This is a genomic window from Pseudonocardia cypriaca (assembly GCF_006717045.1).
GTDB lineage: Bacteria > Actinomycetota > Actinomycetes > Mycobacteriales > Pseudonocardiaceae > Pseudonocardia > Pseudonocardia cypriaca.
On record NZ_VFPH01000001.1, the window covers coordinates 916,529 to 931,201 of the forward strand.

At 73.1% G+C, this 14,673-nt stretch carries 13 protein-coding genes; 10 read left to right on the top strand and 3 right to left on the bottom strand.

The features are described 5' to 3' along the window. Window positions 1-44 precede the first annotated feature (44 nt). The 7 genes from dnaJ (at window position 45) to FB388_RS04365 (ending at window position 8,504) form a co-directional block, all read left to right on the top strand. The gene (gene dnaJ, locus FB388_RS04335) at window positions 45-1,205 is read left to right on the top strand and encodes a molecular chaperone DnaJ (RefSeq protein WP_142102555.1); all 1,161 of its coding nucleotides are present in this window, start codon (window positions 45-47) and stop codon (window positions 1,203-1,205) included. Then, entirely contained in the window at window positions 1,202-1,969 is a 768-nt protein-coding gene (locus tag FB388_RS04340) for an alpha/beta fold hydrolase (protein ID WP_142097197.1), read from the top strand. The genes dnaJ and FB388_RS04340 overlap by 4 nt, the downstream gene beginning before the upstream one ends. Continuing rightward, on the top strand, window positions 1,966-2,703 hold the full coding sequence (locus tag FB388_RS04345; protein WP_142097199.1) for a 16S rRNA (uracil(1498)-N(3))-methyltransferase: 738 nt from the start codon (window positions 1,966-1,968) through the stop codon (window positions 2,701-2,703). Before FB388_RS04340 ends, FB388_RS04345 begins: the two co-directional genes overlap by 4 nt. A 196-nt stretch (window positions 2,704-2,899) precedes the next feature. After that, window positions 2,900-3,688, top strand: coding sequence for an alpha/beta hydrolase family protein (locus FB388_RS04350; protein ID WP_142097202.1), 789 nt, complete (start codon window positions 2,900-2,902; stop codon window positions 3,686-3,688). An 88-nt stretch (window positions 3,689-3,776) separates the two neighbouring features. Next, window positions 3,777-6,062, top strand: coding sequence for a serine/threonine-protein kinase (locus FB388_RS04355; RefSeq protein ID WP_142097205.1), 2,286 nt, complete (start codon window positions 3,777-3,779; stop codon window positions 6,060-6,062). Window positions 6,063-6,120: 58 nt separating this feature from the next. After that, entirely contained in the window at window positions 6,121-6,882 is a 762-nt protein-coding gene (locus FB388_RS04360; RefSeq protein WP_142097208.1) for a cyclase family protein, read from the top strand. After that, on the top strand, window positions 6,879-8,504 hold the full coding sequence (locus FB388_RS04365; protein WP_142097211.1) for a thiamine pyrophosphate-binding protein: 1,626 nt from the start codon (window positions 6,879-6,881) through the stop codon (window positions 8,502-8,504). Before FB388_RS04360 ends, FB388_RS04365 begins: the two co-directional genes overlap by 4 nt. A gap of 11 nt (window positions 8,505-8,515) precedes the next feature. Here the strand turns inward: FB388_RS04365 and FB388_RS04370 are convergent, their stop codons facing one another. Both FB388_RS04370 and FB388_RS04375 read right to left on the bottom strand, forming a co-directional pair. After that, window positions 8,516-9,394: an alpha/beta fold hydrolase gene (locus FB388_RS04370; RefSeq protein ID WP_142097214.1), complete on the bottom strand. Its 879-nt coding sequence runs from the start codon at window positions 9,392-9,394 to the stop codon at window positions 8,516-8,518. Between the two features lie 23 nt (window positions 9,395-9,417). Next, window positions 9,418-10,263: a glycoside hydrolase family 16 protein gene (locus tag FB388_RS04375; protein ID WP_142097217.1), complete on the bottom strand. Its 846-nt coding sequence runs from the start codon at window positions 10,261-10,263 to the stop codon at window positions 9,418-9,420. A gap of 284 nt (window positions 10,264-10,547) precedes the next feature. Here FB388_RS04375 and FB388_RS04380 point away from each other — a divergent pair, with 284 nt between their 5' ends. Continuing rightward, on the top strand, window positions 10,548-10,769 hold the full coding sequence (locus tag FB388_RS04380) for a hypothetical protein (RefSeq protein ID WP_142097220.1): 222 nt from the start codon (window positions 10,548-10,550) through the stop codon (window positions 10,767-10,769). Between the two features lie 58 nt (window positions 10,770-10,827). Further along, entirely contained in the window at window positions 10,828-11,823 is a 996-nt protein-coding gene (locus FB388_RS04385) for an aldo/keto reductase (protein WP_142097223.1), read from the top strand. 145 nt (window positions 11,824-11,968) lie between these two features. Here the strand turns inward: FB388_RS04385 and FB388_RS04390 are convergent, their stop codons facing one another. Beyond that, on the bottom strand, window positions 11,969-12,820 hold the full coding sequence (locus FB388_RS04390) for a TIGR03560 family F420-dependent LLM class oxidoreductase (RefSeq protein WP_142097226.1): 852 nt from the start codon (window positions 12,818-12,820) through the stop codon (window positions 11,969-11,971). 125 nt (window positions 12,821-12,945) lie between these two features. Here FB388_RS04390 and FB388_RS04395 point away from each other — a divergent pair, with 125 nt between their 5' ends. Beyond that, window positions 12,946-14,652, top strand: a complete 1,707-nt coding sequence (locus FB388_RS04395; RefSeq protein ID WP_142097229.1) for a sensor histidine kinase — start codon at window positions 12,946-12,948, stop codon at window positions 14,650-14,652. The last annotated feature ends 21 nt before the right edge of the window (window positions 14,653-14,673 follow it).

A 14,673-nucleotide genomic window follows, 5' to 3' on the forward strand; every position in this document is an offset into this window, starting at 1 on the left:
TCCGGAGCATTCACTGACCGAGAAGGACCATGGGGAACGCGCACGTGGTACGGGACTACTACGGGACACTGGGCGTCGCGCCAGACGCCGGCCCAGACGACATCAAGCGGGCCTACCGCAAGCTGGCGCGTGAGCTGCACCCCGACGTCAACCCGGACCCGGAGGCGCAGGAGCGCTTCCGCGAGGTCAGCGCCGCGTACGAGGTGCTGTCCGACCCGGAGAAGCGCCGCATAGTCGACCTCGGCGGCGACCCGCTGGGCAACGGCAGGGGCGGCGGGGCAGCCGGTGCGGCCGACCCGTTCAGCGCGTTCGGTTTCGGCGACATCATGGACGCGTTCTTCGGCGGCCAGGGCGGTCCGCGTGGCCGGGGCCCGCGCAGCCGGGTGCAGCCGGGCGCCGACGCCCTGATCCGGATGCACCTCACCCTCGAGGAGTGCGCCACCGGCGTCACCCGCGATCTCACGGTCGACACCGCCGTGCTCTGCCACGAGTGCAGCGGCTCGGGCTGCGCGCCGGGCAGCGCTCCCACGATGTGCGACATCTGCAACGGCCGCGGCGAGGTGCAGAGCGTGCAGCGCTCGTTCCTCGGCCAGGTCGTCACCTCGCGGCCCTGCCCCAACTGCCGCGGCTTCGGCGAGGTGATCCCCGAGCCGTGCCGGCAGTGCGGCGGCGACGGGCGCGTGCGCTCGCGGCGCACGGTGGGCGTGCGCATCCCGCCGGGCGTCGCCGACGGCATGCGGGTGCGGCTGGCCGGGCAGGGCGAGGTCGGCCCGGGCGGCGGCCCCGCAGGCGACCTCTACGTGGAGGTCGAGGAGGAGCCGCACGACCTGTTCACCCGCGACGGCGCCGACCTGCACTGCACCGTGCAGCTGCCGATGACGGCCGCGGCGCTGGGCACCACGCTGCCGCTGCCCACCCTCGACGGCGTCGAGGAGCTGCACCTGGAGCCGGGCACCCAGGCCGGCACCGTGCGCACCCTGCGGGGCAAGGGCATGCCGCGGCTGCGCTCCACCGGGCGCGTCGACGGTCACGGCGACCTGATGGTGCACGTCGACGTCGTCGTGCCCACCAAGCTCGACGCCAAGCAGACCGAGCTGCTGCGCCAGCTCGCGGCGTTGCGCGGTGAGGAGCAACCCGACCTCGCGGGCGGCAACCGCAACGGGCACGGCATCTTCTCGCGGCTGCGCGACTCGTTCGGCCGATGACGCTGATCGACGTCGGCGGCCTGCCCACGTGGTACGCCGAGTACGGCGACGGGGAGCCGCTGGTCTACCTGCACGGCGGGTTCTCCAGCTCGCGCGAGTTCGCACCGGTGCGCGAGGCGTACGCCGAGCGGTTCCACGTCTTCACACCCGATCGACGCGGCCACGGGCACACCCCCGACGTGCCGGGCCCGTTCAGCTACGAGCTGTACGCGGAGGACGCCGTCGCCTTTCTCGACGAGGTCGTCGGCGGGCCGGCGCACCTCGTCGGCTACAGCGACGGCGCGATCACCGCGCTGCTCGTGGGGCTCGCCCGCCCCGACCTCGTGCGCCGGATGGTGCTGATCAGCGGCCAGTTCCACCAGAACGGCCTGATCCCGGCGTTCTTCCACGGGCCGGACGCGGTGGCCGAGCTGCAGGAGTCCGTGCTCGGGGTCTGGTACGCCGAGGATTCCCCGGACGGCGGCGAGCACTTCCCGGTGGTCGCGGCGAAGATCATCGAGAGCGCACTCACCGGGCCGACGCTCGCCGCCGAGCAGCTCGCCGGGGTTCCGGCCCGCACGCTCGTGCTGTCCGGTGACGACGACGCGATCACCCTCGAGCACACGATCGAGATGTACCGGTCGCTCCCGGAGGCCGAGCTCGCGGTGGTGCCCGGCACCTCGCACGTGCTGGTCATGGAGAAGCCCGCGCTGGTCACCCAGCTCGTGCTGGACTTCCTCACCTCGGACGCGGCGCCAACGATCATGCCCATCCGCCGCGCGTGACCACTGCACCGCTGTTCCTGCTCGACCCGCTCCCCGAGGCGGGTCCGGCCCGGCTGGACGGGCCGGAGGGCCGGCACGCCGCCACCGTCAAGCGGCTGCGCCCGGGTGAGACCGTGCTGCTCTGCGACGGCCGCGGCGGGCTCGCGCACGCCGTGGTCGACACCGCAGGCCGCGACACCGTCGACCTCACGATCACCGCCCGGGCCGACGCCGACCCGCCCAGCCCTCGGGTGGTCCTCGCCCAGGCGCTCGTGAAGGGCGACCGCGGCGAGCTGGCGGTCGAGCTCGCCACCGAGGCGGGCGTGGACGGGATCCTGCCCTGGCGCGCCGCGCGCTGCGTGGCCCGCTGGGAGGAGGGGCCGCGGGGGGAGAAGGCACTTGGCCGCTGGCGCAGCACCGCGCGCGAGGCCGCGAAGCAGGCCCGCAGGCCGTGGCTGCCCGTTGTCGAGCAGCCCGTCACCACCGCTGCGCTCGCCCGCCGCGTCGCCGGGGCCGACCTCGCGGTCGTGCTGCACGAGGCCGCCCCGGAACGGCTCGCCGACCTCGCGCTGCCGCCGCGCGGTGAGCTGCTGCTCGTGGTCGGCCCGGAAGGTGGGATCACCGACGCCGAGATCGGGACGCTCGTCGAGGCCGGCGCGCGGCCGGTGCGGCTGGGCCCGGAGGTACTGCGCGCATCGACGGCCGCAGCCGTGGCACTGGGCGCATTGGGTGTGCTCACCGCGCGGTGGGGGTGACATTCCCGGTCATCCGGGTGAGACAAGGTTCCCCAGGTCGTGGCGGGGGTACCGTTCGTCTGTTCCGGTTCCGAACCGCGGGTGCTCGCACCCACGGGGCCGCCGGCGAGTCCCCCCAGCCGGCGGAGCCGCGTCGCGGTGGGTGTACCCCCCACGTCCACCGCGGCGTGGCATCCGAACGTGCGATGCTCGCCCCGTGCCGACGCCGCTCGCCATCCCCTACGGCGACCATCCCAGCCAGTTCGGCGAGCTCACCCTCCCCGACGGTGAGCCGCGCGGCGTCGTCGTCGTGGTGCACGGCGGGTTCTGGCGCAGGCGCTTCGGCCTCGAGCTCGGCCGGCCGCTCGCGGCCGACCTCGTGGCCGCCGGGTACGCCGCCTGGAACATCGAGTACCGGCGCGTGGGCGGCGACGGTGGCTGGCCCGCCACGTTCGAGGACGCCGCCGCTGCTGTCGATCTCCTCGCCGGCCGGGACCTGCCCATGGACCGGATCGTGGCCGTCGGGCACTCGGCCGGCGGGCACCTCGCCACCTGGCTCGCCGCGCGCCCCGGCCTGCCACCGGGCACCCCCGGCGCGGGCCCGGCCGTGCGGCTGCGCGGTGTGGTCAGCCAGGCCGGTGTGCTGGACCTCGTGGACGCGGAGCGGAACGGCGTGGGCAACGGCGCGGCCACGGACCTGCTCGGTGGCGGCCCGGACGACGTGCCCGACCGGTACGCCCTCGCCTCGCCGGTGGAACGGCTGCCGATCGGCGTCCACGTCGTGTGCGTGCACGGCACCGCCGACGTCAACGTGCCCATCCGGCAGAGCGAGCGCTTCGTGGCGGCGGCCGGGGACGAGGCGGAGCTGGTGACCCTGGCGGGGGTGGAGCACTTCGCGCTGATCGACCCGGCGACGCACGCGTGGCACGTGTGTCGGGACGCGGTGGAGCGGCTGTGCGAACCGCGCGACCCGATCACTACTGAAAGGGATTGGTTCGACACATAGGGCGAGCGTCGCAGCGGGTCACCTTAAAGATTAATGGGCTACCTTAGAGATTTGTGACAAGGCGCGCTGTTCGTGCCAGGCTCGAGGTGTGAATCAGCCTTTCCGGAGCTCGTACCACGAAGAGCTGTTCGGGCCCTACCGCCTCGAGGTCCTGCTCGGCCGCGGCGGAATGGGTGAGGTGTTCCGTGCTTTCGACACCGAGCGCGAGCGGGTCGTCGCCCTCAAGCGGTTGCCCGCCCGGCTGACGGGTGATCACGAGTTCCGCGCCCGGTTCGAGCGGGAAGCGCAACTGGCGGCCGGCCTGGGCAACCCGCACGTCATTCCCATTCACAGGTTCGGTGACCTCGACGGACGCCTGTTCATCGACATGCGCTTCGTCGACGGCGTCGACGTCGCCGATGTGATCAAGGCGGTCGGGCCGGTCTCGCCCGACCGGGCCGTCGCGATCATCGAACAGGCGGCCGGCGCGCTCGACGCCGCGCACGCAGGTGGACTCGTCCATCGTGGGGTCAAGCCGTCGAACCTGTTGATCGACCGGAACGTCGACGAGTCGCTCGGCGACCACGTCTACGTCGTGGACTTCGGAGTCACCTTCGCTGATGCTGCCACCCGGACCCATTCGCTGAGCCAGACGGAGGAATTCCTCGGCGGCTTCGAGTACATGGCCCCCGAGCAGTTCGGAGGCGTGATCGACGAACGGGCCGACATCTACGCGCTCGCGTGCGTGCTGTTCGAACTGGTCACCGGGCAGAAGCCGATTCACGCCGACGGATCCGGACTTCCGGAGTGGGCACGCGCGCATCTCCACGTCGCCCCGACCGTTCCCTCGCAGATCCGGCCAGAACTGGGAACGGCGCTCGACGACGTCATCGATCGTGCGCTGGCGAAGAAGTCCGAGGATCGGTACGAGAGTGCCGGCGAGTTGGTCGTCGCGGCCAAACGCGCACTTGCCGCGGCCGGAGAACCGTCCACCGAAGCGGCAGTAATCGAGCTTGACAGCCGTGCGGACGAGTACGCCGCATTCGCGGAATGCGCGGAGCGCAAGCACATCGAGCAGGCGACCGGACGCGACGTGGTCGAGGTCGGTTCCGCGCCGGATTCGTCGGCCGCGACGGTGCAGGTCGCCGGTCCTCCTCGTCGTGCGGATGACACGTCGGTGGAGGTGCCGGGGGCGCTCTTCGTCCCGGCCGGCACCGCTGGGAACGTGTTCGAGAAGGGCGGAGCGGCCCGCTCAGGGCGGCCGGGACCTGCTGGATCACCGGCGTCTGCCGCTCACGTGCCGGCTTCCCCCACACCGTCTTCCGCACGATGGTGGCTGACGGTCGTCGCGGCGATCGCGGTCATCGGCGTTCTGGCCGCCGGGGTCGGAACCATCGCGGCCATGTCGGAGGACGCCCCGACCGATGCCGCTGAGCCGGCCACGCCTCCTGATCCGATCGGGGCGATGCCGCCGGAACGGGTCGCGCCGTCCGACGCCGGCGGCCCGACGGTCCGGGCGGTGGTGCCGGTCGGGCAGGCGCCGCAGGGTCTCGCCGTCTCCCCGGGCGGCGGGCCGGTGCTCGTCGCCAACGTCGACTCACGGACCGTCTCGGTCATCGACCGCGACGCCGCGGCCGTGTCCGCCTCGATGCCGGTGCCCGGCACGCCGCGCTACGTCGCGGTCGGCCCGGACGGTCGCCGCGCGTACGTCAGCATGTACAGCGGCGAGGGGGCCGACAGCGCGGTGGCGGCCATCGACCTCGCCGGCGGCTCGGTCTCGGCGCTGGTGCCCAGCAGCCCGCAGCCGTACGCCCTTGCCGCCGCCCCGACCGGGGACGTCTACGTGCCGAGCCACGGCTCGGCGAGCGTCGCGATCCTCGACGGGCGGACGCTGGAGTTCGGAAGGTCCGTGACGGTTGAGCCGAACCCGCACAGTGTCGCGTTCTCCCCGTCGGGAGAGCGCGCCTACACCGCGAACCACGAGTCCGACAGCATCTCCGTCATCGACGTTGCTTCGAACACCGTGGTGACCACGACCGACGTCGGGCGCAGCCCGCACGCCCTGGCCGCCTCGCCCGACGGACGCGTCGTGGCGGTCGCGAACTACGACGACGGCACCATCTCGTTCGTCGAGACCATCGGCAACCGAACGACCATGACGATCCCCGTCGGCCCGACGCCGCAGCATCTGACGTTCTCCGTCGACGGTCGGCGCTTGTACGTCGTCAACGAGGACACCGATGCGGTCACCACCGTCGACGTCGCGGTCGGCGCGGTGGTGGCCACCACGCCGGTGGGCCGGAGCCCCCGTTTCGTCGTCGCGACATCCGACGGCACGACGTTGTACGTGTCCAACAGTGTTGACGGGACGGTCAGCGTCCTCGACGTGTCGTGACGTGCGCGATTTCCAATAAGTTGGGCTCGTGCACTGCGCCGAGCCCCGGGAGCAACCCATGTCCGTGCTGTCCGACCTGCTTGCGGCGCTGCGCGACCGCACCGTCGAGGTCATCGACCTGACCGCCCCGCTGCAGGCGGACACGCCGGTCCTGCAGCTGCCGCCGCCGTTCGCCAACGCTTCGGCGTTCGGGCTCTCCGAGATCAGCCGCTACGACGACCGCGGCCCGGCCTGGTACTGGAACGACATCCACACCTCCGAGCACACCGGCACGCACTTCGACGCGCCGGTCCACTGGGTCACGGCGAAGGACGGGGAGGACATCGCACAGGTCGCGCCGCAGAAGCTGCTCGCACCCGCCGCGGTGCTCGACCTCGCCGACCAGGCGGCCTCGAACCCCGACTTCCTCCTCGAGATCGAGCACGTGCGGGCGTGGGAGAAGGAGCACGGGCCGCTGCCGGAGGGCGGGTGGCTGCTCTACCGCACGGGCTGGGACGCGCGCAGCGCTGACGCCGAGGCGTTCCTGAACGCGGGCGCGACGCCGGGGATCTCGGTCGAGTGCGCGAAGTGGCTCGCCGAGGAGGCCCCGGTGATCGGGATCGGCGTGGAGACCGTCGGAACGGACGCGGGCGCGGCCCACGGCTTCGACCCGCCGTTCCCCTGCCACAGCTTCCTGCTCGGAGCCGGCAAGTACGGGCTCACGCAGCTGCAGAACCTGGCCCAGCTGCCGCCCAGCGGGGCGGTGGTCGTGGCGGGTCCGTTGCCGATCGTCGGCGGGTCCGGCAGCCCGGCGCGCGTCTTGGCATTGGTGGAGCGGTGACGGTCGCCGAACTCGTCGGACGCGCCCTCGCCGAGCTGGGCGTCGGCCACGCGTTCGGGGTGGTCGGCAGCGGCAACTTCCACGTGACGAACGCGCTGCGCGCGGGCGGCGTCGGGTACGTCGCCGCCCGGCACGAGGGCGGGGCCGCCACGATGGCCGACGCGTACGCCCGCACCAGCGGGCGGGTCGGCGTGCTCACGGTGCACCAGGGCTGCGGGCTCACCAACGCGCTGACCGGCATCACCGAGGCCGCGAAGAGCCGCACCCCGATGATCGTGCTCGCCGCCGACACCGGGGCGGGCGCGGTGCGCTCGAACTTCCGGATCGACCAGGACGCGCTGGCCCGGTCGGTGGGAGCGGTGGCCGAGCGGGTGCACTCAGCCGGTACGGCGCTCGACGACGTCGTCCGCGCCTACCGGACCGCCGTCGAGCAGCGCCGCACCGTGGTGCTCAACCTGCCGCTCGACGTGCAGGCGGCCGAAGCGGACGCAGGGCCGGTGCCCGCCGCGCAGCCGCTCGCCCCGGTCCGTCCGGGTGCGGACGCGGTCGAGGCGCTCGCGCGACTGATCGCGGGGGCGGAGCGGCCGGTCTTCGTCGCCGGTCGTGGCGCCCGCGGTGCCGGTCAGCAGCTGCGAGAGCTCGCCGCCGCTTCGGGGGCGTTGCTGGCCACGTCCGCCGTCGCGGCGGGGCTCTTCGCCGACGACCCGTGGTCGCTGGGGATCTCCGGCGGCTTCGCCACGCCGCTCGCGGCCGAGCTGATCTCCGGAGCCGACCTGGTCGTCGGGTGGGGCTGCGCGCTCAACATGTGGACGATGCGCCACGGCGCGCTCATCGGCCCGGACGCCACGGTCGTGCAGGTGGACCTGGACGCCGACGCGATCGGCGCCAACCGTCCGGTGCACCTGGGCGTGCTGGGCGACGTCCGCGCGACGGCGGCGGACGTCCGTGCCGCGCTCGACGGGCCGCGCACCGGCTACCGCACGCCGCAGGTCGCGGCCGCGGTCGCCGAGCGCGGCCGCTGGCGCGACGAGCCCCACAAGGACCTGACCGGCGCCGACGGCATCGACCCCCGCACACTCACGATCGCCCTTGACGACCTGCTTCCCACCGAACGGACGGTGGCCGTCGACTCGGGCAACTTCATGGGCTACCCGAGCGCCTACCTCCGGGTTCCCGACGAGCACGGCTTCTGCCTCACCCAGGGCTTCCAGTCGATTGGGCTCGGGCTGGCCACCGCGATCGGCGCCGCCGTCGCCCGGCCGGACCGGCTCACGGTGGCTGCGCTGGGTGACGGCGGGGCGCTGATGTCGGCGGCCGAGCTGGAGACGGTGACGCGCCTGGGCCTGTCGATGGTGGTCGTGGTGTACGACGACCGCGGCTACGGCGCCGAGGTGCACCACTTCACCGGCGAGGACCCGGCGACGGTCGTGTTCCCGGACACCGACATCGCCGCGATCGGCCGGGGGTACGGCTTCGAGGCCGTCACCGTGAACGCGCCCGCGGACCTCGACGCCGTGGCGCAGTGGGTGGCCGGGCCGCGGAGGGCCCCTCTGCTGGTGCACGCCCGCATCGCGTCCGACGGTGGCTCGTGGTGGCTGGCGGAGGCCTTCCGCGGCCACTGACGGCGATGCGGTCACCCCACCCGTTGCCGACCCGGGGTGACCTTCGCGGGCGCCAGCTCGTCGAGGATCTCCACGAACTCGCCGGGGTGGATCTGGAACCGCACGTGGCTGCTGTCGATCGAGCGCACGTCCGTCGGGTTGTCCGGGGTGAGGGCGTCGGCCTCCGCGATGAACCGGTCCTGGAGGGCGGGCGGCACGGAGCGGTCCGCGGTGAGCCGGACGTACGTGCGCGGGATCCGCCCCCAGGTGCCGGCCTGCCCGCGGGTGGCGGCCTCGTCGACGGAGATGGTCTCGTCGGCCTCCTGGTGGTGCAGGTAGGCCAGCAGCTCGGTGCGGGAGCCGTCGGCGAGCACGGCGACCTGCAGCCGGTCGAGCACGTCCGGGTCGCCGGTGCGCCAGTTCAGCCGGATCGCGCCGACCTGCGCCGGGTCGGCGAGCGGGACGAGCCCGGTGTCGCCCAGCAGGCTCTCGGCGTTCTCCGGGCCGGCCGAGTACTCGCTGACGGTCGCGTCCACGCAGCACCACGCCGCGACGTAGACGAGCCGGTCCACCAGCTCGGGGACGGCGTTGCCGACGGCCGTGAGGGTGAGGCCACCGCGACTGTGCCCGACGAGGACGACGGGCCCGTTCGCGCGAGCGCGGCGCAGCACCTCGGTGACGGCGGCGACGTCGTCGGCCGTGCCGATCCCGGCCATGCCGCTCGGCTCGGTCGCGAGCGCCTCCGGGTCCTGGGTGCCGAGGTAGCCGCTGGGGATCGTCGCGCCGAGTCCGTGGCCGGGCAGGTCGACGGCGAGCGCCCGGTGCCCGCGCAGCGTGAGCTCGCGGACCGTCGGCGCCCATGCCGCCGAGTTGCAGAAGGATCCGTGCACGAGGACGAACGTGGTGACCATGCCCAACACCCTCTCCCAGGCGGCTAGCGACGCGCGTACACCCGTACCCAGTCGACCTCGAGGCGGACCTCAGCGGGCGTCGTCTCGTCCGGCGCCGGGATCCACTCCTCGAACGGGCCCATGTCGAGCTGGATCGCCAGGTGCATCGGGCTCCTCGGGATCACGTTGCGGTCGGTGGTCTCGAACTGCTTGACCCCGTCGACGTACCAGGTGATCCGGTTGGGCAGCCAGTCCATCGCGAACGTGTGCCATTGGCTGAAGTCGCCGGCTATCTGGGTTCCGGCGAGCTTGTTCTGCGTGGAGTAGTGGATCACGAAGTGGGCCTCGGACCGGCCTTCGTCCGGCACCTCCATCATGTCCAGCTCGCCGTCGGCCCTCATGTCGAGGGAGTCCGGCCACAGCAGGATCGCCGAGCCGAGGCCGCGGCCCTTCTCGGTGCGGGCCCGGAACTCCCATCGCCCGTAGGTCTGGCTGCGCTCGTGGTTCATGCCGCCGGAGATGTTGCCGCGGGCGGTGATCCGCAGCTTCCCGTCCTCGACGGTGATCGCTTCGGGGCGGCGGAAGCCGCTGCCGAACCCGCCGACGGAGTTGTAGCGGTTCCAGGCCTTCGGATCGAGCCGCGGACCGTCGAAGTCGTCGCTGAAGACCAGCCGCCACTCACGCCCGGCGGTCCCGGCGGGCCGGCCGTTCGCCGAGCGCGCGTCGTCGAACAGCGGGGTGGGGACGGCGGTCGGTGGGGGCGACGGCGCCGGGAGCGCCTCGAACAGGTGGGGCTGGTCCGGGTCGGTCGCGGCACCCCCGCATCCGGCCACCAGAAGGGCGACGGCACCGAGCAGCGCCCACCAGGCGCGCCGCGGGAACCGGGACATCCTGCCTCCTCGACGTGCACGCCGGAGGGGAGCGACGGGGAGCACCGGCGTCTGGCACGACCCTAGCGAAAGCGGAGGAAAGCGGACATATCGGATGGCTGGTCGGTGTGGTCGGAAATCACGGATCGTGACCATGGAGGATTCGATCCGTGATCTCGCATCCGGTCGTGCGTCACCTGATCGGGCGGCCCGTGTCGCTTGTCGTGATGAATCGCCGTTTGCGCGGGCGCGGAGGACCCATACTGCTGGGCAGAGCCGGCGCGGATGCCGGAGGGAGACCGACCATGTTCACGCTGCTCGTGTTCGCCACCGGTGCAACGGTCACGCCGTTGATCCGCCTGATGCTCGCCGGGTTCGAGTGCCTCACGGTCGGCGCGATCGCCCTCCGGATCATCGACGCGATCCGGCGCCCCCGGCTCGCGGACCTCGCGGCGCAGCGTCGTGAGCGCTGGGAGGCGGTCCACCCCCATCTGCCCGGCGACGGGGCCGATCCGGACGACGACTGATCCGCACGGATCCTCCGCGCTTGACCTGGAGCGCGCTCCAGGGGGCAACCTCACGGCCATGGACGGATCGATCATGGCGCGCAGCGTGGGGGAGTGGAGCGTTCCGGCGCTCGGCATCGGGACCTGGGCGCTCGGCGGGGACTGGCAGTTCGACGGCGAGCCCGCGGGCTGGGGCCCGGTGGACGACGAGGAGTCGGTGGCGGCGGTTCGCGCCGCCCACGACGGCGGCGTGCGGTTCGTCGACACCGCCGACGTCTACGGATGCGGGCACGCCGAGCGGGTCGTCGGCCGGGCGATCGCCCCGTTCCGCGACGACGTCGTGCTCGCGACGAAGGTCGGGCTCGTGTTCGACGAGACCGCACGTACCGGTGCCGGCAGCGACCTGTCCGCCGCGCACATCCGGAGGGCGTGCGAGGAGAGCCTGCGCCGGCTCGGGGTGGATCACATCGACGTCTACCAGATCCACCCCGGTGGCGCGGGCGCCGAGCAGGCGCACGAGGTCGTGGGCGCGTTCGAGGAGCTGGTGGCGGCCGGGAAGATCCGGGCGTACGGCACCAGCGCGACCGACCCCGACGTGATCGCGGTCCTCGCGGCGGGCGGACACGCCGTGGCCGTGCAGCAGGAGCTCAACGTGTTCGGAGCCGACGAGCCCGCTCTCGCGGCGTGCGAGCGCCACGACCTGGCCGTGCTGGCCCGCACCCCGCTCGCGATGGGGCTGCTCAGCGGCAAGTACCGCAGCCCCGACCAGCTCCCGGCCGGTGACGTCCGCCGGAACACCCCGTGGTGGACGTTCTTCGACGACGACCGGATGCCGGAGTGGCTCGCCCGGCTGGACGCCGTGCGGGACGTGCTCACCTCCGGCGGCCGCACCCTCGTGCAGGGCGCGCTCGCCTACGTGTGGGCCCGCTCGGAGCGGGCGGTGGCGCTACCCGGCATACGGACGGCTGCGCAGGCGCGCGAGCTCGTGGGCGCCCTGAACCACGGCCCGCTCGCAGCCGACCAGCTGGCCGCGGTCGACCGGCTCCTACTGGGACCGGCACCATCCACGACGTGAATCTCCGAGGCCGCTCGGCGCACCGGCATCGCCGTCGACACGATCCGCATCGAGCGCACCCACCGCGAGCTGGAGGTGCTCGACGGCAAGATCGCGGCGTACCGGGAGCTGGAGGAACGGCGGCCCAGCCGGCGTAGGCCCCGCGTCAGGACAACGGCGCGAGCGCGTCGGCGAGTGGCCGGAGGATCTCCGGGGTGGCGTCCAGCGGGAGGTTCAGCACGATCAGGTCGACGCCGGCCGCGGTGAAACCCGCGACCTGGTCGAGCGCGGCCGAGATCGCCTCCTCCTGCGGGACGTCGCCGTCGATCCGGACGTTGACCGAGCACGTGATCTCGGCGGGGTCGCGGCCGACCTCGGCGCAGCGGACGACGAGCGTCTCCTTCAGCGGGTGCCACTCGTCCGCGTCGGCGACGATCACGTTCCAGGCCTGCGCCCAGCGGGCGACGGCGCCGAGCGTGCGGCGCGGGCCCTTGCCACCGATCGTGATCGGCGGGTGGGGCCGCTGCACCGGCTTGGGCTCGCAGCGGGCCTCGGTGAGCGCGACGTAGCTGCCCTTGAACGTGGTGACCGGGTCGCGCAGCAGCCCGATCATCGCCTCGACGCCTTCGTCGAACCGGTCGAACCGCTCCCGCAGCGGTGGCAGCGGGATCCCGTACGCGTCGCACTCCTGCTGGTTCCACCCGGCGCCGACCCCCAGCTCCAGCCGGCCGTTCGAGATGACGTCGACGGTGGCGGCCATGTTGGCCAGCACGGCGGGGTGGCGGTAGATCATGCCGGTGACCTGGCATCCGACGCGGATCCGGCGGGTGGCCTGGGCGAGCGCCGCGAGCGTCGTCCAGCCCTCCAGGTTCGGTCCGGCCAGGTCGCCGCTCAGCGGGTAGAAGTGGTCCCAGTTCCACGCCGACTCGAACACGTCGAACTCGTCCGCGGCCACCCAGACGTCCCGCATCCGTTCCCACGTCGTGTGCTCGGGCCGGGTCTTGATCGCGAAGCGCATACCGAGAACCGTAGGCCTCCCCCGCGCGACACGCACAGCGCTCGGGTGGTTGCTCACGGTCGTCCCGGCATGCCAGATTGGAGACGGGTCCACGACGGGTCCGGGCGAGGCCACCGGAGGGCGCGATGCCTGACGACGACCCGGCGCGGTCGCGACCGAACGTCCTGGCCGGGTTGCGCCTGGACGAGCTGCTGCACGAGGTGCAGGAGCGGCTGGCGGAGATCGTGCAGATCCGCGACCGGATGCAGGGCCTGCTCGACGCGGTGTTCGCGGTCGCGGCGGGCCTCGAGCTGGACGCGACCCTGCAGCGGATCGTGCGGTCGGCCGTCCACCTGGTCGATGCGCGCTACGGGGCGCTGGGGGTGCTGGCGCCCGACGGTGCGATCTCGCGCTTCATCACCGTGGGCCTCGACGACGAGACGCGTGCGCGGATGGGGCGGCCGCCCGAGGGCAAGGGGCTGCTGGGCCAGCTGGTGCTCGACCCGCGGCCGCTGCGCATGGCCGATCTGGGTACCCACGAGTCGTCGGTCGGCTTCCCGGCGAACCACCCGCCGATGCACAGCTTCCTCGGGGTGCCCGTGCGGATCCGCGACTCGGTGTTCGGCAACCTGTACCTCACCGAGAAGCGCGGCGGCGGGGAGTTCACCCCCGACGACGAGGTCGTGCTGGAGGCACTCGCCGCCGCCGCGGGGATCGCCGTGCAGAACGCGGACCTGTTCGAACAGTCCCGGTTGCGCCAGGCCTGGCTGGAGGCCTCCGGCGAGATCCGCGGGGAGATCCTGTCGGGCGCGACCGAGGAGGACGCCCTCGGCCTGGTCGCGCTGCGCGCCCAAGAACTGACCAGGTCCGACGCCACGTTGATCGTGCTGGGGCCGGACCCGGCCGACGAGCACTTCACCGTGCGCGCTCAGCGGGGCGCCGAGGACATCCGCCTCGTCGGCCGGTCGCTCGGAGCGCGTGAGCGGCTGCTGCGCGAGGTCGTCGAGACGCGCACCGCGGTACTCGCCCCCTCGGCGAGCGCACTGCTGGAGGACGCCGAAGAGCTGCTGGAGTTCGGGCCGTCGATCGCCGTGCCGATGCAGTCGCAGGACCGGGTGACGGGGGTGCTGGTCGCTCTGCGGAAGCGGGATGCGCCGCCGTTCCAGCCCAGCGCGGTGCCGCTGCTCACCTCCTTCGCCGAGCAGGCGACGCTCGCGCTGGAGCTGGGGGAGAAGAACCGGGCCCAGCGCCAGCTGGACGTGTTCGGCGACCGCGACCGCATCGCCCGCGATCTGCACGACCGGGTCATCCAGCGCCTCTTCGCCACCGGCCTGCAGCTGCAGAGCACGCTGCGGCGCAGCCCCGACCCGGCCGTGCAGCGGCGGATCCAGCAGGCGGTCGAGGACCTCGACGAGACGGTGCGCGAGATCCGCACGTCGATCTTCGACCTGCACACGAGCGGCGAGGCGGCCGACGGCGGGCTGCGCCGCCGCCTCCTGGACGCCGCGTCGGACGCGGCCGCGGGGTGGGGGCTGACGCCGTCCGTGCGGATCGCTGGGGCGGTCGACACGCTCGTCCCAGCGGACGTCGCCGCGCACGCCGTGGCCGTGGTGCGCGAGGCCGTGAGCAACGCCGCCCGGCATGCCCATGCCGACCGGGTCACCCTGACCGTGGAGGCAGGCGACGAGCTCCTCGTCGACGTCGTGGACGACGGATCCGGTATCGAGCCGGGCGTGGCGCGCAGCGGCCTGCGCAACCTGGAGGGCCGCGCGCTGGACTGCGGCGGATCGTTCACCGTCGGACCGACGCCCCGCGGCGGCACCCGGTTGAGCTGGCGGGTGCCGCTGCGGTGAGAGTTCCCGGCGGGGGAGGAC